The following is a 21,897-nucleotide window of genomic DNA, read 5'->3' on the forward strand; positions in this document are numbered from 1 at the left end:
TTATCCCCCCGTCTAATCAATGATATTTTCTAAACCGTACACAAGCTGATCAATCTTCATGACTTGTTCGACTGACAGTTTAACGCCTGACATGAAAGAAGCACGGTTATAAGAATCATGGCGTATCTGAAGCGTTTGGCCATCCATGCCGAACATGACCTCCTGATGCGCGATCAGTCCCGGAAGACGGACGCTGTGCAAGCGAATGCCGTTTTGCTCCGCTCCTCTTGCTCCTGGGAGAATTTCTTTTTCATCCGGATGTCCTTGCTGCTTTTCTTTACGGACTTCTGAAATCATTTCCGCTGTTTTAAGCGCAGTTCCGCTTGGTGCGTCAAGCTTCTGGTCATGATGAAGCTCAATAATCTCAACATCCTCAAAATAGTTGGCAGCCATTTTTGAAAATTTCATCATCAGTATCGCACCGAGCGCAAAATTTGGCGCAATGATGGCTCCGATCCCTTTTTCTTCTGTTAAAGACGTGAGCTCTTTTAAATCAGCTTCTGAGAAACCGGTTGTTCCGACAACTGGACGGACTCCGTGCTCTAATGCAATTTTTGTATGTACTTTTCCGATTTCGGGCGTTGTTAAATCAATCAAAACATCCGGTTGTGTTTCTGTAAAGCAGGCATGGATATCTGTGTAAATGAAAGCATCTGACTCAACAGGCATCACATCAGATAATTTTTGCTGATCGTATGTATGGTCTATGGCCCCGACAAGGTCAAAATGAGGTGTTCGTTCTGCCAATTTAACAGCTTCCTGCCCCATTCTTCCACGCGGTCCCGCAATGACTACTTTAATTGTTTCGTTTGACATCTCGATCTCCTCTACTTTCCTTCTTCTTTTCTGGTCCAGCGATCTTTATCTCTTGTATTAAATTTATGCATGACTCGGTCGTGGGCTTCCTCTAAAGAGATATCAAGGGAGTTGGCTAAACAAACCAATACAAATAGCACATCGCCCATTTCCTCTTCCATGCTTTTATCATCTTCAGTCGCTTTTTTTGGTTTTTCTCCATAACGGTGATTCACTTCTCTGGCAAGCTCGCCCAGTTCTTCAGTCAGCCTCGCCATCATGGCCAGCGGGCTGAAATATCCTTCTTTAAATTGGCCGATGTAACGGTCTACTTCAGCCTGTATGTCTTTCATTGTTTTATCACTCACTGAACGAAACCTCCTATCATCCTCTTACATGTTAGCTAATTCAGATACGTTTGACAAATGTTTAAGCACGTTTGCTGTTTTCTTTTTCATCCACTATAATATAAACGCTATCTAATGGAAGGAAAAGGGGTTTTGTGTGATGCTTGGAGAAATTAGATTAAAAAACATATTTTTTATTTTAATCGGAGCGGCAATTTTTTCATTTGGCTTGGTTCATTTCAATATGCAGAACAATCTGGCTGAGGGCGGTTTTACAGGTATTACACTTTTGCTTTATGCCCTTTTCCACATCAGCCCCTCTATCTCGAACCTGGTGTTGAACATTCCGATTTTTTTTATTGGCTGGCGTTTGCTCGGCAGGACAATGTTTGTTTATACCCTTGTCGGCACTGTAGCATTGTCTTTGTTCCTCAGCATCTTTCAGCGATATGAAATACATATGCCCCTTCAGCACGACTTAGCGCTCGCCGCTTTATTTGCCGGCGTATTCATCGGAGCCGGACTGGGAATTATTTTCAAGTTCGGCGGAACGACAGGCGGTGTTGATATCATCGCACGTTTAGTGAATAAGTATTTTGGGATCCCGATGGGCAGAACGATGTTTGCTTTCGATGCCTGCGTCATCATTTTGTCTTTGCTTACTTATCTCTCCTATAAAGAAGCGATGTATACGCTGGTAGCTGTATTTGTAGCGGCAAGATTAATCGATTTTATTCAGGAAGGCGGATACGCTGCTAAAGGCGCTACGATCATCTCTTCGAAAAACGACCTGATTCAGAAAAAGATTCTTGAAGAAATGGAACGAGGCGTCACCATTTTGAAAGGACAAGGTTCCTACACAAAAGAGGATATAGATGTACTTTATTGTGTGGTGCCGAAAAACGAATTGGTGATGCTGAAAAGCGTGATTAACTCCATTGATCCCCATGCCTTTGTAGCGGTAAGCGATGTTCACGATGTGCTCGGAGAAGGATTTACGCTTGATGAAAATAAAAATCCGCTTCCGCGCTGACATGTAATAGAAAAAAGGCGGCTGACCGCCGCCCCTCATCCTTATTTAGGGTAGTCCCTTTTTTTCAGCTTGTTTTTTTCCGCCTTGTACTTTCTGTAACCGACATAGGTAAGAGCAGTAATGATGATACTGCCGGTTGTAATCATCACCCAGAGTAAAGACGGATCGGCATCATCCTCCTCCACCCTGTCAAACACATTTTTCAGGTCATGCTGAAGAAGGGAAAGCCGTTCAAGCTTCGTGCTCTCTGTCATTTGCTGAAATTCCTCTTGCTCAATGACGTCTATATGTTTTCCGACTGTTTTAAGCTGATCCTCTGATACATCGATTGTAAGACTGGGGTAAATCAAGTCATATAAACTGATAAATTCATTCCATTTTTCATGAAAGCTTGTGCTTCCATTCTTTTGGACATCTCGCTTCAGCTCAGTAAAAGCTTCCATAATCGGTTTTTCCAGTGAGCCCCATAGCGGATCAGACCGATTGTCAACCGCATCCATCAGCATCCTGAACTGCGCGGCTGCTCTGAGTTTTTGTGTGTCTGATGTATCAGCTTGCTTTAAACTCCGAACCATATCATTATAGCCCAATGTGATTTGACGAATTTGGGCTCCCGTTAGCATGGGGTCTTGCTGTTTTTTCTCAGCGGATTTTAATGTTTTTTCAAAATACTCCAAGACTTGAAGCGCCTCTTCATATTTCGCCTGTCGGGTCATTTGAAAGACTGTATCGGATAAATCATTCAATTCCTCGAGGCTTCCCCGCTCTGCAGCCTTGGCATTTCCATTATAAAAAATAAGTGCAATCAACAAACAGATCGTCAGCTTTCGTTTCATGCAGGTCCCTCCCACTCTCTCTCCTTACAGAATATGAAGAAAGGGACAAGGATAGACCAACATTGTCTTTACATCAGCTCAAGCTTCGTTTGCTTTTTTGAGACCACAAGAAAGTAAGCAAGCGCGATTGAGAAGATGCTTAGCCAAAATGTTCCGTATCCTATTTCAGTCATATAATCAGAAAGCATTGAATATCGCGGCATCATATCAAACAAGTAGTCAATGACATCGTTATGCAGTGTCCAGACTGCAGCAATTGCAAGATGCCAAAATGAAAAACGAAAATACGGACTGTATAATACGCCTTGAACTGCCATTGCAAAATGCGAAGCAATTAGCATGTAGCCCTCCCACGGCAAGTCACCAGTTACTGCAAGCACAAGAAAATTCATAGCCACCGCCCATAGGCCATACTTTACGAGGGTAACTAGCGCAAGCGCCTCAAAGAACGGAGCATTCCGTTTCATGAGAAAGGCAAGCAGCACAAACAGAAAGAAAAACGTTGCTGTGGGACTGTCCGGAACAAAAATCAGGAAACGGGCCGGTGTCTCCAAAAGCTGCGGCAAGTACCAATAGTAGCCGTAAACCGTTCCCAGAAAATTAATGGCTAAGACAAGAATAAGCATCGGCCGCTGCCCTAATACATATTGAAACCATTTCACATCGAATCAACTCTCAGTCTGTAAAAATAATATGTCCATATAAAAAAGCTGACGCCGGGTCAGCTTTTGATAATAAAAGTATATCCTTCCATTTGACAATTCACAATACGTTATTTTGCGGTTGTTTCAGAAATAAATTTTGCAAGTTCTTCGAGTTGCTTATCATTTCCTTTGAACACACCCGCCGGCATTTTGCCTTTCCCTTCTACAGCTATTTTTTTGATTTCATCCGGTTTCAGCCCGCTGTCAACCAATGAAGGCCCGGCCGCTCCTCCCTGAAGGTTATCCCCATGGCAAGAAATACAGCCCTGTTCCTTAAAAACCTTATATCCTTCTGCATTGGTGTCAATGTCGGCTTCTTTTGTAATTTTCCCCTGTTCTTCTGCCTTGGCCCAGTCATGAGTAGCAACTGACTGCCACGTCAAAAATACAGCAGCGGAAATGGCCAGAAGCATCATACCGACAGCGACCGGACGCTTCCACGGCCTTCTTTCTGTCCCTCTGTCTAGGAATGGAGCCAATAGCAGGGCCCCAAAAGCGAGACCTGGCATAATCATGGCGCCGACCACTGTAAAGCTTCCAGCGGCGTATTCATATTTCAACAGCTGGTATAAGAAAAGAAAATACCAATCCGGCAGCGGAATATAACCAGTATCAGTCGGGTCCGCCATCCGCTCCAAAGGCGGCTGATGCACAATCGTCAAAACGAGAAAACCGATGAGAAAGACAGCTCCAACCATCCATTCCTTTAACAAGAAATTTGGCCAGAAAGCCTCTGTTTTACCGGGATACTCCGAATAATCCTTCGGTATATTCGGCTTTTTTTCAGCCGGTATCCTTGAGTCGCCTACAAATTTCATCCCTTTGCCCCGGTGCATGTCATCCCCTCCCTTTTATTCGCAGATCAAGAGTTTAAAGCGGTCCTGAAATCCCCTGCTTCCGGATCATAATAAAATGTGCAGCCATCAGCCCGAACAATGCGGCAGGAAGAAAAAATACATGGATCGCAAAAAACCTAGTCAGCGTTTGGGCGCCTACAATATCCGGATGCCCTGCAAGGAGCGTTTTAACTTGCGTTCCGATCAAAGGCGTGGCTTCGGCGATCTGCAGCCCGACTTTTGTTGCAAACAGAGCCTTCATATCCCAAGGAAGCAAGTAGCCTGTAAAGCCAAGACCGAGCATAACAAAAAAGATCAGCACACCGACAATCCAGTTCAGCTCGCGCGGTTTTTTATACGCGCCTTGGAAAAAGACCCTCAGCGTATGTAAAAACATCATCACAATGACCAGGCTCGCACCCCAGTGGTGCATCCCCCTGACAATCTGGCCGAATGCCACTTCATTTTGCAAATAATATACCGATTCCCAGGCATTTTTGATATCAGGCACATAATACATCGTTAAAAACATTCCAGATAATACTTGGATAACGGTTACAAAAAACGTCAGTCCCCCAAAGCAATACACAAACGCAGAGAAATGATGGGCGGGATTCACATGTTCCGGTACTTCGTGATCGGCAATATCCCTCCACATCGGTGTAATATCAAGCCGCTCGTCTACCCAGTCATAAATTTTGTTCAGCATGTCACCCTTCCCCCTTAGGCTTTGCTTTTCCAAGATACAGGAAGCCGTCTTTTACTTCTTGCTCATAATGATCAAGAGGCGCAAGCGGCGGCGTGCCAGGGACATTGGTGCCGTCCTTTTCATAGAGTCCGTAATGGCATGGACAAAAGAATTTATTCGGGTTTTTAGGATCACTATTCCAGTTCACCGTACACCCTAAATGTTTACAAATTGGCGAAAGTGCTACAATTTCATCCCCGTTTTTGAAGACCCAGGCTGATCTTGACTCTTCTGACTCATACCAGGCATCGACTTGATTAATTTTAAAATCAAAGCGCTGCGGCTCTTTTGTCAACTCATCAACGCTGACAACCTGAACCATATCCTGCTTCCCTGTCGATTTTAATACCGGGTCGAGTGCGAAGCGAACCATAGGCATGAGCATACTAGCCGCCATAAAACCTCCTACGCCTGTGAGCGTGTAATTCAAAAATTGACGTCTGGATATATCATGTTTTCCGCCCATCTCTTCTCCCCCCTCTAGGTCACCCCTGCAAACTGACTAAAATAGAAAATATTGCAATAACTCTAGACACCCTCATAATATATGAATCTCTCAGCAAGGTCAATATAGCCAAAATATTGTTCATAAGGAAATGTAAGTGTTTTTATGAAGTGCTCCATAACTGTAACAAAACGTTCAAAATTTCAGCAGTGCGTTCATCCAATATTTTTCTTTTTAAAGAGTCATTTAAATGCTCTAATGGAACAGACGGTGTAACAATCATTTTGCCTAACGCATCCTCAGCTCTCCAACTTTCGTCAGATGTGAGCAGGACAACATGCGGAAATTCCGTTATCAGCTCTTCCCGCAAATCCTTAAGCCCTTGAACGGTTATTTCATTTCTATCAACATATGTATAAGGCGGAAGTAAATATACCCGTCCCTTTAACTGCCTTTCAAGTTCTTCTGAGAGAAGCTGCGTAAACTCGCCTTTCTCCGCCGCCATTTTAAAATGGTTATTAACCCTTATGTTAATTAATGGTATGACAGCGGTATCAATGTAATCCTTAGCTTGTAAATAGTCCTTGGCATCAGTGATTCTCCACCTCATCGTTCTCCCCCTTTACGGCAACAAGCCTTGCAATTCACTGCAAGGCTGGTCATATTATGTGAGCTGATTTAATTGGCGCGATAATTGTTCAAATGCCTCTTTATCATGACGATCTAACGCGTCGTCAATGTCTTTTAATAATTTTTCTCTTTGGAATGTGGAAATAGCGTGCTCTAAAATCTGTTCCGCCAATCCCTGATCTTTTTTATTCTCAAAAAGGTTTTTCGGAATATGCGGGTTGGACTCCAGCACCGCCGCATATTCAGGTGAGCTGTAAGCCGAACGGAAATTAAGCTGGATAAACAAATCCTGCTGTTTATTTAATCTAATATCATGAAAAGATTTTTCCGCGTCGGTAGTCATGACATTCTCTTTATAGAACCGGAACGGAACTTCTTCAACACAATGTGTTGACATTATAATGCCTCTCGGGCAAAATTCAGCCTGCTCCACAAAATGAACCTTCTCCATGAGAGAATCATGGCTCATTAAGTAGTTCAAGATCCAAACGCACTCTCGGCGCTTTAACTGATAATGGTTTAAAAACCAACGGATAAAATCTTTTTTCTCATTGACAGAAACAGGGGTCTGCATGTAATTCCCTCCTCTATCGTTCGTATAATCTATATACTTATATGTTCCACATGAATGGTTAATATTCCTGCTTATCTAGAAAATTCATCCTCGATTCGCAAAATCGTTTCTTCAAGCTCTTCATTGGCTCCGTCCATTTCAAGAACCTTTTTCAAAAGCGGCAGCGCTTCTTTTTGAAGGCCTTCTTCTAATAGGAAGCTTGCGTATTCATATAAGAAATCTCTATCCTCCCGATAATGAAGATAGGCAGCCTCAAAGGATTGTTTTGCTTCCTCGTATTGCTCTAATTCAGTATATGCGCTTGCAAGATACCAATTGTATTTCGGATCTTCTTCACCGTAGCTTCGAACCTCTTGAATAAGATCAATGATCTGATCATAATCCTCTTCTTTGTGATACACGGCAAGAAGTGTATGAAGCGCCTCGACAAAGCCCGGATCAAGCGCAAGCGCCTCCTGAAGCAGCTTTTTCCCCTCTTCTGACTTCCCGATTTTTAAGGCCATTTTGGCGGCATAAAGGAAAAGTTCTTTGTTATATTCATCATATCTGATCCCCTCTTTTGCCGTTTTTAATGCCTCTTCATACATCCCTTCAGCTTCATAGCTTTTCGAGAGCGGCATATAAAGTGAAGTATAAGATGGATCAAGCTCCTTTAAATCAGACAGCTGCTTAATAGCTGTTTTCACAAGCCCCGCCTGTAAGGCTGTAAAACCATAGCCGAAAATCGTATTAGGATCAGGATTCTCATCGACAGCTTTCTCATACCATGGAATGGCATCCTCAAATTCACCTGAGGCACTTAACGATTCTGCCAGTCTTTGATGGACATTAACGCCTCCGATCTCACTCTGCTCCTCAGCCGTTGTTTTAAAATATTGAACCGCTTTTGCATAGGCTCCCTGAGCAAAGTAAAGTTCTCCCAGTGCAAAATCAATAACAGGTTCATTGTCCAGAATGGACTTTGCCTGTAAAAGCTTTTGTTCACTGACTTCGAATAACCCCTGCATCTGATAAAGATCCGCCATAAGCAGCAAACTTTCCGGATATGATGGATCTGTTTCCGGAATAGTCTCCAGCACAGCGAGGGCTTTTTCTTCTTCGTCAATATCTATTAAAAGTTCAGCGTAGAAATTCGTCAGTTCTGTTTCATTTGGATATAAATCATGTAGATCACTAATCAGTGAAATTGCTTTTTCTACATCGCCCCACTCGTAATAAAGCTGGGCTGCAATGGCTTTATCTTCATCATGCAGCTGTTTTTCAGCCTTCGAGAGCGTGTTGAGGCCTTTTTCTGTTTCACCTGCTTCAACTAATTTTATGGCTTCTTGAATCAATGTATTCAAATCGGACCGGTCCTTTCTTTTCCTATACAACATCAACCATACAAAAAAGCTTTATTTGTTCGGGTTAATCTTATCATAATTCAGACGAATGCCCCCGGCAAATAAGATGCTTCTGTACGGAAGGGAATTATTGAGTCTTATTAGTTTACCAAAAGATCTTGAGATAGAAAATGAAAAAAGGAAGATCGCCCTCTGTACAGTAAAGCAGCTCTTTGACCTGCCGGCTTGTAAGTAAAGCACATCCCCCCTTTTTGTTTTTCTATCCCCTCTATAAGACAAGCTATGTTTTTTCGCCTCGAATTATGATCTGCATAAAAAATCCTGAAGTAAAACTTCAGGATTTTTTCGAAAGCTTATTTAAATGCTCGAAGAAGGTTGGATAAGAAACGTGAATGGCATCCGTGTGCTCGATTTCAATCGGCTCCTCCGTTATACAGGAAGCAATACCAAGCATCATTCCGATTCGATGATCTCCGTGGCTGGACACTGCAGCGCCGCCTTTCAACGTTTGTTTGCCATAAACCTTCATTCCATCTGCTGTCGGTTCAATTTCAGCACCCAGCTTGCGAAGCTCAGAAACAACAGTATCAATACGGTTTGTTTCTTTCACTTTTAGCTCTGCCGCGTCCTTAATAACGGTAGTTCCTTCCGCCTGAGTCGCAAGAAGCGCGATGATAGGGATCTCATCAATTAAACGCGGAATGATATCTCCTCCGATTTCAACTGCTTTTAGAGATGACGTTTCTATAATCAAATCTCCATAAGGCTCTGCACCGCTATCAGCAGATGGTTTGATTTCAAGTTTTGCCCCCATGTTTTGAAGGACGTCAATAATACCTGTCCGAGTCGGATTTAAACCTACGTTTTTCAATACAATTCTGCTGTTTGGAACCATCGCGCCAGCAGCAAGGAAAAACGCGGCTGAAGAAATGTCTCCAGGAACAAAAATATCAGCAGCTGTCAGTTTCTGGCCACCAGCAATGGAAACACTCGTTTGATCTTCAGAAAGCTTAACGCCAAAAGCAGAAAGCATCCGCTCAGTGTGGTCCCGAGATTTATGGGGCTCTGTGACAGTTGTAGTGCCCTCAGCCTGTAATCCGGCCAGCAAAACAGCAGATTTAATTTGCGCGCTTGCAACAGGTGATACATAATCAATTCCTTTTAATGAAGCGCCGCTCACTGACAGCGGTGTAAACTCTCCGCCGGCTCTGCCGTCGATTTTAGCCCCCATTTTTTTCAAAGGCTCAGTCACACGCTTCATTGGGCGCTTCGCAATGCTCTCATCTCCGGCTACCGCGCTGTAAAAAGGACGGCCCGCCAATATTCCGAGCATCAGGCGAATGGTTGTACCTGAATTTCCGACATCTAAAAGGCTTTCTGGCTCTTTCAGGGCATCGATTCCTTTTCCGTGAATCACGACATCGCTGCCGCTTTGCTCAATGTGAACACCCATTTTTCTAAAGCAATCGATCGTACTCAGACAATCTGCTCCCGGCAGAAAGTTTTTAACTGTTGTTGTGCCTGCCGCTAGTGCGCCAAACATAACAGAGCGGTGAGAAATGGATTTATCACCGGGAATATGTATTTCTCCATGTAAGGTCTGCACCTTTTCTCGTTTCATTTTTTCCACCTCAATCAGCATAAAAAGTTTCATATTCCGCCCGGGCTTCAATGCATTGTTCTGCCCTTTTGCGGTCGTCATCAGACTGAAAACTGATCCTTAAAATCCCGTTAATATCCTCTCGTGTTTCGATAATGCGGATATTCGTGATACTGATGCGCTCCGCAGCTAAGATCGCTGTTATCTCGGATATTACACCCGGATGATCGGGTACATCCACATATAAATCATAAAATGCAGGTATCGCTCCCTTCTGCCGAAGCGGCAGCCCGTCGCGATAATCCTTGGCGGTTTTAAAATAACGAAATAGATTTTCCGCATCTTCTTGTTCTACATATGTACGGATCTTGTCAATTTCACGAATCCACTCATCAAAACGGTCTAAGATTTTATCTTTATTATGTAATAAAATATCCCGCCACATTGCCGGGCTGCTTGATGCAATCCTTGTAATATCTCTGAACCCGCCGGCAGCAAAACGCTTAACAAGCGGATACAGGTTTTCCGAATGATGGGTTTGGTGAACAAGACTGGCTGCTACAATATGCGGAAAATGACTGATTACACTTGTAACGCCATCATGCTCCTCCGGCGACATTTCCACAAAATGGGCATTCGTTCCCTTCAGCAGGTTTTTTAACTGTTCCACAGCTTGTTTGTCCGTTTTCTGGCCTGGCGTTAAAATATAAAATGCATTTTCAAACAGGAACTCCTTCGCAGCGGCCACTCCTGATTTATGTGAACCCGCCATCGGATGTCCTCCGACAAATTGATAGCGGCTAGGCAGCACTTGATCAGCGTAATCAACCACTTTTTGCTTTGTGCTTCCTACATCCGTAATCAAAAGCTCATGTTCAATTCCTGAATGAGCCAGCTCTTCAAGCATAACCAGTGTTTGTTCAACAGGTGTCGCAATGATTACTGTAGCTGCCTCTTTCGCACCGCTAATAAACGAATCAGCACGATCGTCTATCACACCTAATTTTAATGCCGCTACCGCCTGTTCATCAGAGATGTCGATTCCGATAATCCGTTTGCCGGGATGATTTTTTTTGATGGCTAGGGCAATCGAACCGCCTATCAATCCGAGACCGGCGAGCAATATTGTATCTTTCATTTGATTCATACGTCATCACCTGGTTTATAGACTAAAGAGGTGATATTTGATCACCTCTTATAAAATTTCAGCTAAAATGGCAAGTATTTCTTCATTTTGCTCTTTTGTTCCGATCGTAATCCGGAGTGATGTCGGGAAACCTAATGCATTTCCTGACCGGACGATATAGCCTTTTTCCAGCAGAGCCTGAAACAGTTCATCAGCAGGACGTTTAAAGTCAATTAACACAAAATTTGTCTGTGAAGGGTAGCACTTTAAACCATGAGTTTTTGCAAAATCATAATACTGCTGAAGGCCTGCATTATTTTGCTCGATACAGGAAGCAATAAACGCTTGATCATCAAGAGCGGCAATCGCCGCAGCCTGGCCCAGACGGCTCGTATTAAACGGCTCTCTCGCCGGCTCTATCTGGCGAATCAGGTTCTCGTCAGCAATTCCGTATCCGACTCTGAGCGCTGCCAGACCGTATGCCTTTGAAAATGTGCGCAAAATCATCAAATTGGAATACTTGCTTAAGAGCGGCACGGTTTCCGGGTAATCCTCTGCTGTTACATATTCATAATATGCTTCGTCAAGAACGACAAGGACACGAGAAGGAACGTGCTCCAGAAATGTGAGTAATTCTCCTTCAGATGTATAAGTGCCAGTCGGATTATTCGGGCTGCATATCCAAACGACTTGTGTCTGTTCATCGATGGCTTCTAACATGGCGTCTAAATCATGTGAGCCGTCGGGACGAAGTGCAATTTCACGTACTTCAGCACCTTCAATAACCGCATTATGTTTATATTGCGGAAAAGTCGGGGCAGCAGTGATCGTATTGGTTTTATTGTTTAGAAATGCCCGGCAGATGATCTGAATGATTTCATCGGAACCGTTGCCGAAAATAAGTGATGTTTCGCTGACATCGAGGTGCTTACTGAGCCTTGTCCGCAAAGCGGCGCTATACCCGTCCGGGTAAAGGGCTAGCTGTTGAATCTCATGATGAAGCGCCTCTTTTGCAGCCTCTGAACAGCCGTAAGGATTCTCGTTTGAAGCAAGCTTCACAACTTTATCCAAGCCATATTCTGATTTCACTGCTTCAATCGGCTTTCCAGGCTGATAAGGCTTCAGCTGTTTTAAATGTTCTTTGATACGCAAATCAGTCACCTCATTTTAAACTGTACAAGCCGCCAAACGCCATTGCATAATCCTCAAACTCCTGCAGCGCCTGATTTCTCGTTTCAGCGCTGATGAGCCGGTCCTTTAATTCTTCTATTTTTCTGACGAGCGCACTTCCCACTACGACACCGTCACTAATTTCATTCATCTTTATGACCTGTTCACGGTTTGATATACCGAACCCTACAGCGACCGGAACAGTGCTGAGATTCTTCACTGTCCGAATGAACGGGTACACGGATGAATTGAACTCATTGCGGACACCGGTCACACCCAGAGAAGACACACAGTAGACGAAGCCCTCGGCTTGTTCAATAATGGTTTTCAAACGGCTTTCGCTTGTCGGCGCAACCAAAGAAATATACGTCACCTCATGGCTTTTACATTCCTCTTGAAGGCTGGCGCTTTCTTCTAGTGGCAGATCCGGAACAAGCAGACCGTCAATATGATTTTCCCGCAGTAAAGCGAAAAAGTATTCTTTGTTCAATTGTAACACAGGATTATAATACGTAAAGAGGATAATCGGAATATTCACTCCGTTTTTTTTCATTTCTCCGCCTAATTCGATTGCCTTTACGATATTCATTCCTTGATCAAGTGCCCGCTTTGAAGCCCGCTGGATCACCGGACCGTCTGCAAGCGGGTCAGAGTATGCAACACCAAGCTCCAATGCAGTGGCGCCTGCTTTTTGAAGCGACTTCGCCAGTTCAATCGAAACCTCAGGAACTGGATCGCCCGCCGTAATAAACGGGATAAACAATTTTTCTGATGGTTGAAGATCCAATTTAAACATGGGCTTTCACCTCTTCTTCCAATACCTTCATTAATGTGTTGACATCCTTGTCTCCCCGTCCTGATAAACAGACGAGAATGAGTTGACCGCGATCCATTCCTTTGGCGAGTTTGAATGCTTTCGCTAACGCATGGGCAGATTCGATTGCCGGCAAAATCCCCTCTTTTTCTGACAAAAGCTTTAATGCATCCACCGCTTCTTCATCAGTGATACTGTCATAAGTGACACGGCCGCTCTTATGCAAGTGTGCGTGCTCCGGACCGATTCCAGGATAGTCGAGACCGGCTGAAATAGAGTAGGGCTCAATAATTTGCCCGAATTCATCCTGAATGAGATAAGTCAATGAACCGTGAATAACCCCTACGGTTCCTTTCGAAATAGTGGCGGCATGAAGAGGCGTATCAATTCCTTTTCCTGCTGCTTCAGCGCCGATCAGTTCAACATCTTCATTTAAAAATGCCTGAAACATACCTATCGCATTGCTTCCTCCGCCTACACATGCCACTACTTTATCAGGCAGAGTGCCTTCAATACGTTTCAACTGGTCCTTCGCTTCCTCTCCGATCATTTTTTGAAATTCACGGACCACTTGCGGATAAGGATGCGGGCCGACAACTGATCCAATCATATAAAAGTGATCCTCACAATGCTGAACCCAGTACCGGATCGCCTCATTTGTGGCATCCTTCAATGTTCCGTTTCCGCTTGTTACAGGCACTACCTCCGCTCCAAGAAGCTTCATGCGGAAAACGTTCAGAGACTGGCGGGCAACATCCTCTTCACCCATAAACACAGTACAGGAAAAGCCGAATTTGGCTGCAACTGTTGCAGCGGCAACGCCATGCTGGCCGGCACCAGTTTCAGCAATGATTTTCGTTTTGCCCATTTTTTTAGCAAGCAGCGCTTGACCTAGCGCATTATTGATTTTATGAGAACCTGTATGGTTTAAATCTTCTCGTTTCAAATAGATTTTCGCGCCGCCTAAGTATTCAGTGACTCGATCAGCGTATGTTAATGCAGTCGGCCGTCCGGAATAGTCCTTTAACAGCTTATAATATTCTTCACGAAAAACAGGATCATCCTTGATTTGCTTAAATGCTGTTTCTATTTCATCTAACGGCTGCATGAGTGTTTCCGGAACAAACTTTCCGCCAAAATCACCGTATCTGCCTATTTCATTCGGATATGGATACATATCGGTTCATCCTTTCTTCTAAAAGCCTCATCAGATTCTGATCTTTTTGTCCGTTTTTTTCAATTCCGCTGGCAAGGTCAATTCCTTCTGGCTGCCATTTCAATAGGCCTGTGATGCTATCCGGATTCACGCCGCCAGCGATAAAGCAGCGTTTACCAATAGCCGCCTGCTGATATTCCGGCACACATTCCCAAGAAAATGCAACACCAGTTCCGCCTCTAGACCCTTTTACAGATGAATCAATCACAAAGCCGTCAACATTATCTTTAAAGCGGGCTATTTCTTGAGTTGTGTTATCTTGATGGTGAAGCGCCTTCCATATTTCACAGCCTGTCAGCTTGTGAAGAGCATCAGCATCCGCCGGTTTTTCATCACCGTGAAGCTGAATGACGTCGAGCTTCAAGCTCTTGGCAATACGTGACATCGTCTCTATTGATTCATTAACAAAAACACCTGCAACCTGTTTTTTGACACGAACTTGGTTCAGCCATTTTTTCACATCTTGCGGAGATACTTTTCGTTTGCTTTCAGCAAAAATAAATCCTAGGTAATCAGCCTGTGATTCCGCCGCAAGCTGCAAATCCTTTAGTGACCGAATACCGCAATATTTTAATGCCGGTTTCTTCAAAACCTCACTCCCTAAACAAAGCATGGATTGCTTTACGCTGAGAAGTTTGTCTCATCAATGATTCACCGATAAGTACAGCTCGCGCCCCATGTTCATTGACAAAGGTTAAATGTTCTAAAGAACCGATTCCGCTTTCGCTGACAAGCAAGGATTCTTTCGGAACGAGAGATGCGATTTGTTCTGTCTGCTTTACGGATGTTTCAAACGTTTTTAGGTTTCGATTATTTACGCCGAGAATGTCGGGTGTGAACACTTTCAATATTTGTTCTAGCGTTGATGCATCATGAACCTCCACTAACACGTCCATCCCCTTTTCACCTGCTTCAAGATATAATTCATGAAGGTGTAAGGGATCAAGCACCTCGCCGATTAACAATATGGCATCCGCTCCGATTCTTCTTGATTCCTCTACTTGAAGAGAATCAATAATAAAATCTTTTCTAAGTACAGGAATCGAAACAGCACGCTTTACGTCTGATAAATAGCTGTTTTCCCCTTGAAAAAACGGGGTGTCTGTTAAAACGGAAATCGCATCTGCCTTCGCAGCCTCATAGTCTTTTGCAATCTGCACAGGCACAAAATCCTCTTTAATAAGCCCTTTTGACGGCGATGCTTTCTTCACTTCGGCAATCAACCCGATAAACCGATTCGGGCTTGCCAGCGCCTCCTTAAATGAACGTTTCTCGAAAGGCTGCTCTACCGGCAGAACCAGTGTTTTCACTTCTTCTTTCTTTTGTTTGATGATTTTTTCAAGCATAGATCTCTTCCTCTTTCTGCTTTAGTCGTTCAAGCTGCGCGGCAGCGCCTCCGCTTGTAATCGTCTCTAACGCCAGCTCCGTTCCTTCCTTCAGTGAGGCGGTAATTCCCGCCGTGTAAATCGCAGCACCCGCATTAAAAGCCGTAATAGATAAAGCGGAACTGCTGCTTTTATTTTCAAAAATATTCTGAATGAGATAAGCGCTCTCTTTCGGAGACTGCACCTGTAAATCTTCAAGTCTGCCATTTGTGAAACCGAAATCTTCGGGTGAAACGGTATACTCCCGGCGCTCTCCGTCCTTTAATTCAATCACGTCGGTCGGTGCTGTAATTGAAAGCTCATCTAAACCGTCACGGCTTGATACAAACATAACGTGCTTCGGCTGAAACGTCTCCAGTGCGCTTGCCATCAGTCCAGCTTTTTCAACAGAATAGACCCCAATCACCTGACGCTTCGCCTGTAAAGGATTGCTGAGCGGCCCAAGCAGATTAAATACCGTTCTGAAACCTAGCTCTTTTCTAGTACCTGCTACATGTTTCATAGACGAATAGTAAAGCGGCGCAAAAAGAAATCCCATGTTGTTTGTTTCAATGCTGCTTTTGACCTTTTCGGGAGTGGTTTGAATAGAAACCTCTAGCTCCTCTAAAACATCAGCGCTTCCGCTTTTAGAAGAGACAGAGCGATTGCCATGCTTAGCGATTTTCGCGCCAGCTGCCGAGGCAACAATTGCCGAGGCCGTTGAGATATTAAAAGTGGAAATACCGTCTCCCCCTGTTCCGCATGTATCAACAATATCAGGAAGTCCATCGACTGTAAGAGCGTGTGCCCGCATTGCCTTCACAAAACCCGCAAGCTCTTCTGGCGTCTCCCCCCGATGAGCAAGAATAGACAATATACCACCCATTTCAGAAGGAGTCATTTCCCCTGCCATCATCATATTCATCAGCGTTTCAGCCTCACCGGCAGTAAGGGTTTTTCCGTCAACGCACAATTGTAGAAATCTGTTCATCAGCTTTATCCTCCTTGCTATGAAACATGTCTTCTGCAATATGAATCGTTTTCAGCAGCGCACCGGCTTTATTACAGCTTTCTTCGTATTCGGCTTCCGGAACAGAATCAGCAACAATGCCAGCACCTGCCTGTATCGATGCAACGCCGTTCTTTACACTCATCGTGCGAATCGTAATACAAGAGTCGATATTCCCGTCAAACCCAATGTAGGCAATACATCCTCCGTATGTCTCTCTCGGTGTTGGCTCGAGCTCTTGCAAAAGCTGCATGGCACGGATTTTGGGTGCGCCTGTTAAAGTCCCCGCCGGGAAAGCAGACATCAGTGCATCGACAGGATGAACCCCTTTTTTCAATCGGCCTGTAACCACCGAGATAATGTGCATGACATGTGAAAAGGAAACAATTTTTGTGAACTCCGGCACAGAAACAGAACCATACTCTGCTACTCTGCCGATATCGTTTCGGGCAAGATCAACGAGCATGTAATGCTCCGCTTTTTCTTTTTCATCCTTCATGAGCTCAACCTTCAGTCTCTCATCTTCAGCTTTGTCTGCACCGCGTTTTCTCGTACCGGCAATCGGATGGATTTCTAAGTGCCCGTCTTGAACGTGTATTAACCGTTCCGGAGAGCTGCCGACTATTTCTCTGTCTAGCAGTTTCATATAATACATATACGGCGAAGGATTGACGATCCTAAGCACTCGGTATAACTCAAAAGCATCTGCTTTTATCGGCACCTCAAATTTTTGTGATAAAACACCCTGGAAGATATCGCCTGCTTTTATATAGCTTTTGATTTTTTCTACATCAGCCATAAAAGCCGATTTTTCATAATTAGAAGATACCGTCTCAAAGCTGGGTGTCTTGTATGAATCAGCAGAGAGAAACAGCTCTTTTATGTTTTTTTGGCCCATCATTTTTTCAATGAGATTTTGAAGCTCCAGATGATTTTGATGGAATACATCCATTTTTTCGTTTTCTGTTTCCTCTCCATTAAGCCTTGCATATTGGATAAAGTGGACGTTTTTGGTTTCATGATCATACGCAATTAATGTCCGGCAAACAAACAGCATACACTTTTCCATGTCTGTTTCTTTTGTATGCGAAGGAACAGAAGGCTCAATCAGCGGGATCATATCATAGCTTAAGTACCCGACAGCTCCGCCGACAAAAGGAATGCCAAGCTGAGGTGTTTTGATTTTGTATGTGGTATTCATCCAGTTCAGCACTTCTTTTAGTTCTTTTCCTGTGTAAAGAGATTTGCTGTCCTGATCAGCGGCCGAAAAACGGCCCTGCTCTTCTTTAATTGTGAGAAATGGATTCAGGCCGATAAACGAATATCTGGACCAAGTGGATGTATCGTCCTTGCTTTCAAGAAGATACGTAATCTCCCTGTCAAGCTTCTCTATCATTTGAATGGGTGTCAGTGTATCGACTGTGAAGGTCTCCACAATCGGTATCGTGTGGTGGGACAAGCTGTCCTCTAAAAATGCGGAAATGTTTGATTGGAAATTCATTGCTCTCACTCCTTATGGCAAGGAGAATGAGAAGATGGCATGAGAGGATAAAATACTATATAACAAATAAACCCAAAAGAAAGACTTCTTTTGGGTAGAATAAACATACATGTCTCAGCTCAACTAAACTCATTCTCTGCTACCCTATTCTCTAACTCAACTCATTCTAATCGCTTTATACACACTCTTGTGTATTTCTAAGCTATTCTTATCGTATTACAATTCAGTATTTTTTGTCAATGATAAATCGGGCCTCAATACGACGGCTTTTTCTAAATATACATGTCTGATCTGGTCCTGAGGGACATCTGTCTGGACGGTCATCATGACTCTTATGCACTTTTTCAGACCGCCTGTTACGTCCATTTCCTGCATACATGTTACCGGTACATACTGCCATCCTGAAAGCTCGCGAACAGCTTTTGCCGGGAAAACAGCGTGCAAATCAGGTGTAGCCGAAAGAAGCATTTGAACAACATCTTCCGGTTTTGTATGATTTTCTTCTATGATTTTCTCTAACAGCTGTTTTGTTTTTTGTAAAATTTCTTCTTCAGTATCCCGTTCAACTGTAGTTGCTCCGCGAATTCCGCGAATCATCATGATGTCTCCTCCAATCGCCATTTGTTCAGCCAGCTCTCAAGTTCATTTCTGGAAAATGTATGATCAGCAACTTTCCCTAATTCGTTGAGCACAATAAACTGAATCTTCCCGCCGCGGGTTTTCTTATCATTCATCATGCGGTCCAAGAGAACCGAAGTTTCCGTCTCTTTTCTGATTTGACTTGGATAACCCAGGCTTTTTAGCCAGCCGACCAAACGTTTTCTGTCCATTTCACAGCCTACAGTCTTTTCGCTTATATATAAAGCAAACTGCATTCCGAGGGCTACGGCATCACCGTGAGTGATCTGCCCGTATCCATATTCCGCCTCAACGGCATGACCGAGCGTATGCCCAAAGTTTAAGTAAGCTCTTATCCCCTCTTCTTTTTCATCCTGCTGAACGACAGAAGCTTTAATTGAAATACCTTTAAAAATCATGTCATTCAGCTGATCACTTGTGATATCACGCAGTGAGTGGATATTCAGCAGCTCCTCCAGAAACGCTCTGTCATAGATAAACGCGTGTTTAATCACTTCTGCCATTCCGGACCGAAGCTCTTTTTCAGGCAGAGACCTCAGGAAATCTGTATCATAGAGCACGGCTTTCGGCTGATAAAACGCACCGATTAGATTTTTTCCAAGCGGATGGTTCACGGCTACTTTTCCTCCGACTGCGCTGTCATGCGCCAAGAGCGTCGTAGGCATTTGGATGAAATCAATGCCGCGCATAAAAGTGGCAGCCACAAAACCGGCAAGATCTCCTACAACACCGCCTCCAAAAGCAATGATGCATGAGGAGCGATCCATATGAAATCGAATCGCTTCACTCTGCAGCTTTGTGTACATGTCCATGGATTTTGCCTGCTCTCCACTCGGTACCGTCACTTTTTTCACAGGCCATTTTTCTTGCAGCAAATGGAGCATTTCATCACCATACAGGCGGTCCACTTCTTCATCCGTGACAAGCATAATCCTTGTTAAAGGCCTGTTTAAAGAGGTTAATAGTTCGCAGGCCTTTTTTCTGATACCTTGTCCGATAAAAACAGGATATGACGAGGAAGCAGTTTGAACATGCAGTGTCTTCATTAAAATTCCCTCGACAGTTTTCTCATATTCTCCACATTTTCTCTAATGCGGTCAATTTGATCTAATCCGAATTGTTCAACGACTGCGTTCGCAATTTCCCAAGCGACAGCCGCTTCAGCGACTACACTTGCCGCAGGAACAGCACAGCTGTCTGAACGTTCAATGCTGGCAGAAAACGGTTCTTTCGTTTCAATATCGACACTTTTCAGCGGTTTATACAAAGTCGGAATCGGCTTCATGACTCCGCGGACAACAATCGGCATCCCTGTCGTCATGCCGCCTTCCAGTCCGCCAAGTCTGTTAGTAGCACGGGTGTATCCTTTTTCCTCGTCCCAAATGATCTCGTCATGGACTTCGCTTCCATTTCGGCCTGCCGCCTCAAATCCGATCCCGAATTCCACACCTTTAAATGCATTAATTGACAGTACAGCGGCAGCAAGCTTGCTATCCAGCTTGCGGTCATAATGGACATAGCTGCCCACGCCTACCGGCATTCCCTCGACAATGACTTCTACTATTCCGCCGATGGAATCTCCGTTTGCCTTTGCTTCATCAATGGCAGCCATCATTTTTTTGCCTGCCTCTTCATCGTAGCATCTGACAGGAGACTCTTCCGTTACGCGCTGCAGGTCTTCAATTGACGTATATTCTGTTTTTTCAGCTTTAACAGCGCCAATTTGCAACACGTGGCCCGCCACCTTAATGCCAAGCTCAGAAAGAATCTTTTTAGCTACAGCCCCTGCCGCCACTCTGACAGTTGTTTCCCTTGCTGAAGAACGCTCAAGCACATTTCTCATATCACGATGATTATATTTAATTGCACCGTTTAAGTCAGCGTGCCCAGGTCTCGGTCTGGAAATCTGGCGCTTCATTTCCTTTTCTTCATCTTCTGTAATTGGAGCGGCGCCCATGATTTTTGTCCAATGCTTCCAATCGTTATTTTCAACTACGAGAGCAATTGGTGAACCGAGTGTACGTGCATGGCGCACCCCGCTCATAATTTTGGCCTGGTCTTTTTCGATCTGCATGCGGCGGCCGCGGCCGTGTCCTTTTTGGCGTCTGGCAAGCTCAAAATTGATATCTTCCTCCGTTATGTAAAGCCCGGCAGGTACACCCTCAATAATGGTTGTCAGTTGGGGGCCGTGTGATTCTCCGGCTGTTAAATATCTCATGACTTCTTCTCCCTTCATCGCATTAACGCTTTTAAGTAAGACTACTATAACATATTTTTCAGCAAAAAGTCAGTCTATCTTTTTTGATAAAAGAATGTATCGGCTGGGACTAGGCCAAATTTTTCGGGATTGAAGATTTGCTCGGTGCTGCCGACAAAAAGAACTCCATTCTTCTTCAAGCTATGTGCCATTTTTAAATACAGCTCTTCCTTCGCGCTTTCTGTAAAATAAATAAATACATTGCGGCACACGATTAAGTCAAAGTCTTGTTCATAACGATCCGCCAGCAAATTGTGCTTTTTGAATGTAATATTCTTTTTGATTTCCGGTTTCACTTCATAACTTCTATTTGCGTTTTGCGTAAAATAACGATCTTTCACAGATAGCGGCACTTCCTGTAAAGACCGCTCCTGATAAACGCCTTTTTTCGCTTTTTCCAATGCTTTTTCATCAATATCCGTCGCCAAAATCTGATAACCCGGAAGACCTTTTTGCTGGTCCAAAAGCATGGCAAGCGTGTATGGCTCCTCACCCGTTGAGCAGGCGGCACTCCAAATCTTTAAAGGCCTAGAGCTCTTGATTAACGGCAGAATTGCAGTCTCAAGAACTTCCCATCTTTTATAATTACGATAAAATTCTGAAACATTGATCGTCATTCTGTCCAATGTTTCATTTAAGAGAGCTTGATCCTTTTCCAATGCCGCAGCAAAGTCCTTAAAGCTTTGGAACCCCTTTTTCTCATAAAGTGACGTTAGCCTTCTCTTCATTTGTGCTTCTTTATATAATGTTAAATCGACTCCGGTTAATTGTTTCCATTTCGTTGTAAATACGCTGTATGTATCCATCTCTACTCTCCCAGTCTCGCTGTCTTTTTGTCCTAGTATAGCTTGTTTTATCAGGAAATTGTATTGTTTCAATAAAAAAATCAGCTTTTCAGCTGATTTTAGAT

Annotated in this window: 24 protein-coding genes; 1 reads left to right on the forward strand and 23 read right to left on the reverse strand. The window is 43.9% G+C overall.

The window, feature by feature from the left end; all coding sequences use genetic code 11:
- Positions 1-12: 12 nt before the first annotated feature.
- Complete coding sequence (gene dapB, locus M1D65_RS11015; protein ID WP_003230638.1) at positions 13-816, reverse strand: 4-hydroxy-tetrahydrodipicolinate reductase; 804 nt, start codon at positions 814-816, stop codon at positions 13-15.
- An 11-nt stretch (positions 817-827) separates the two neighbouring features.
- Positions 828-1,163 (reverse strand): nucleotide pyrophosphohydrolase, encoded by a 336-nt coding sequence (locus M1D65_RS11020; RefSeq protein ID WP_004398044.1) that lies wholly within the window; start codon positions 1,161-1,163, stop codon positions 828-830.
- A 139-nt stretch (positions 1,164-1,302) separates the two neighbouring features.
- On the opposite strand from M1D65_RS11020, the gene M1D65_RS11025 reads away from it, so the two are divergent.
- On the forward strand, positions 1,303-2,175 hold the full coding sequence (locus M1D65_RS11025; protein WP_003230635.1) for a YitT family protein: 873 nt from the start codon (positions 1,303-1,305) through the stop codon (positions 2,173-2,175).
- A gap of 41 nt (positions 2,176-2,216) precedes the next feature.
- Here M1D65_RS11025 and ypjB read toward each other — a convergent pair whose 3' ends face one another.
- The 21 genes from ypjB to cheR all read right to left on the reverse strand — a co-directional run bounded on the left by ypjB (position 2,217) and on the right by cheR (position 21,793).
- On the reverse strand, positions 2,217-3,011 hold the full coding sequence (ypjB, locus tag M1D65_RS11030) for a sporulation protein YpjB (RefSeq protein WP_456270576.1): 795 nt from the start codon (positions 3,009-3,011) through the stop codon (positions 2,217-2,219).
- Positions 3,012-3,079: 68 nt separating this feature from the next.
- A complete protein-coding gene (lhaT, locus tag M1D65_RS11035) occupies positions 3,080-3,673 on the reverse strand; it encodes a lipoprotein heptaprenylglyceryl N-acetyltransferase LhaT (RefSeq protein WP_021481535.1) in 594 nt (197 codons plus the stop codon).
- Between the two features lie 110 nt (positions 3,674-3,783).
- Positions 3,784-4,551 carry a menaquinol-cytochrome c reductase cytochrome b/c subunit gene (locus tag M1D65_RS11040; RefSeq protein WP_003225562.1) on the reverse strand — a complete coding sequence of 256 codons (768 nt, stop codon included), beginning with the start codon at positions 4,549-4,551 and terminating at the stop codon, positions 3,784-3,786.
- A 34-nt stretch (positions 4,552-4,585) separates the two neighbouring features.
- Positions 4,586-5,260 carry a menaquinol-cytochrome c reductase cytochrome b subunit gene (gene qcrB / locus M1D65_RS11045; protein WP_003225560.1) on the reverse strand — a complete coding sequence of 225 codons (675 nt, stop codon included), beginning with the start codon at positions 5,258-5,260 and terminating at the stop codon, positions 4,586-4,588.
- A 1-nt stretch (position 5,261) separates the two neighbouring features.
- On the reverse strand, positions 5,262-5,765 hold the full coding sequence (locus M1D65_RS11050) for a ubiquinol-cytochrome c reductase iron-sulfur subunit (RefSeq protein ID WP_003230627.1): 504 nt from the start codon (positions 5,763-5,765) through the stop codon (positions 5,262-5,264).
- A gap of 142 nt (positions 5,766-5,907) precedes the next feature.
- The gene (locus tag M1D65_RS11055; protein WP_014480115.1) at positions 5,908-6,354 is read right to left on the reverse strand and encodes a YpiF family protein; all 447 of its coding nucleotides are present in this window, start codon (positions 6,352-6,354) and stop codon (positions 5,908-5,910) included.
- A gap of 54 nt (positions 6,355-6,408) precedes the next feature.
- Positions 6,409-6,948: a ReoY family proteolytic degradation factor gene (locus M1D65_RS11060; RefSeq protein ID WP_004399171.1), complete on the reverse strand. Its 540-nt coding sequence runs from the start codon at positions 6,946-6,948 to the stop codon at positions 6,409-6,411.
- A 71-nt stretch (positions 6,949-7,019) separates the two neighbouring features.
- The gene (locus tag M1D65_RS11065) at positions 7,020-8,291 is read right to left on the reverse strand and encodes a tetratricopeptide repeat protein (protein WP_021481536.1); all 1,272 of its coding nucleotides are present in this window, start codon (positions 8,289-8,291) and stop codon (positions 7,020-7,022) included.
- A 334-nt stretch (positions 8,292-8,625) separates the two neighbouring features.
- The gene (gene aroA / locus M1D65_RS11070; RefSeq protein WP_032722382.1) at positions 8,626-9,912 is read right to left on the reverse strand and encodes a 3-phosphoshikimate 1-carboxyvinyltransferase; all 1,287 of its coding nucleotides are present in this window, start codon (positions 9,910-9,912) and stop codon (positions 8,626-8,628) included.
- Between the two features lie 10 nt (positions 9,913-9,922).
- Entirely contained in the window at positions 9,923-11,038 is a 1,116-nt protein-coding gene (locus M1D65_RS11075) for a prephenate dehydrogenase (protein WP_014480118.1), read from the reverse strand.
- Between the two features lie 48 nt (positions 11,039-11,086).
- A complete protein-coding gene (hisC, locus tag M1D65_RS11080; protein ID WP_064671072.1) occupies positions 11,087-12,169 on the reverse strand; it encodes a histidinol-phosphate transaminase in 1,083 nt (360 codons plus the stop codon).
- Between the two features lie 10 nt (positions 12,170-12,179).
- The gene (trpA, locus tag M1D65_RS11085) at positions 12,180-12,983 is read right to left on the reverse strand and encodes a tryptophan synthase subunit alpha (protein WP_032726040.1); all 804 of its coding nucleotides are present in this window, start codon (positions 12,981-12,983) and stop codon (positions 12,180-12,182) included.
- On the reverse strand, positions 12,976-14,178 hold the full coding sequence (gene trpB, locus M1D65_RS11090) for a tryptophan synthase subunit beta (RefSeq protein ID WP_032726041.1): 1,203 nt from the start codon (positions 14,176-14,178) through the stop codon (positions 12,976-12,978). The genes trpA and trpB overlap by 8 nt, the downstream gene beginning before the upstream one ends.
- Positions 14,159-14,806, reverse strand: a complete 648-nt coding sequence (locus M1D65_RS11095; RefSeq protein ID WP_456270577.1) for a phosphoribosylanthranilate isomerase — start codon at positions 14,804-14,806, stop codon at positions 14,159-14,161. Before M1D65_RS11095 ends, trpB begins: the two co-directional genes overlap by 20 nt.
- Positions 14,807-14,810: 4 nt before the next feature.
- Entirely contained in the window at positions 14,811-15,563 is a 753-nt protein-coding gene (gene trpC / locus M1D65_RS11100) for an indole-3-glycerol phosphate synthase TrpC (protein ID WP_003230601.1), read from the reverse strand.
- Entirely contained in the window at positions 15,556-16,572 is a 1,017-nt protein-coding gene (gene trpD / locus M1D65_RS11105; RefSeq protein ID WP_021481542.1) for an anthranilate phosphoribosyltransferase, read from the reverse strand. The genes trpC and trpD overlap by 8 nt, the downstream gene beginning before the upstream one ends.
- Complete coding sequence (gene trpE, locus M1D65_RS11110; protein WP_124048161.1) at positions 16,544-18,091, reverse strand: anthranilate synthase component I; 1,548 nt, start codon at positions 18,089-18,091, stop codon at positions 16,544-16,546. The genes trpD and trpE overlap by 29 nt, the downstream gene beginning before the upstream one ends.
- A 216-nt stretch (positions 18,092-18,307) precedes the next feature.
- Positions 18,308-18,691, reverse strand: a complete 384-nt coding sequence (gene aroH, locus M1D65_RS11115; RefSeq protein ID WP_004398675.1) for a chorismate mutase — start codon at positions 18,689-18,691, stop codon at positions 18,308-18,310.
- Complete coding sequence (gene aroB, locus M1D65_RS11120) at positions 18,688-19,776, reverse strand: 3-dehydroquinate synthase (RefSeq protein ID WP_032726046.1); 1,089 nt, start codon at positions 19,774-19,776, stop codon at positions 18,688-18,690. The genes aroH and aroB overlap by 4 nt, the downstream gene beginning before the upstream one ends.
- Complete coding sequence (aroC, locus tag M1D65_RS11125) at positions 19,776-20,948, reverse strand: chorismate synthase (protein WP_004398727.1); 1,173 nt, start codon at positions 20,946-20,948, stop codon at positions 19,776-19,778. Before aroC ends, aroB begins: the two co-directional genes overlap by 1 nt.
- Positions 20,949-21,022: 74 nt before the next feature.
- Entirely contained in the window at positions 21,023-21,793 is a 771-nt protein-coding gene (cheR, locus tag M1D65_RS11130; RefSeq protein ID WP_064671069.1) for a protein-glutamate O-methyltransferase CheR, read from the reverse strand.
- Between the last annotated feature and the right edge of the window lie 104 nt (positions 21,794-21,897).

Source organism: Bacillus sp. JZ39, from assembly GCF_053903145.1.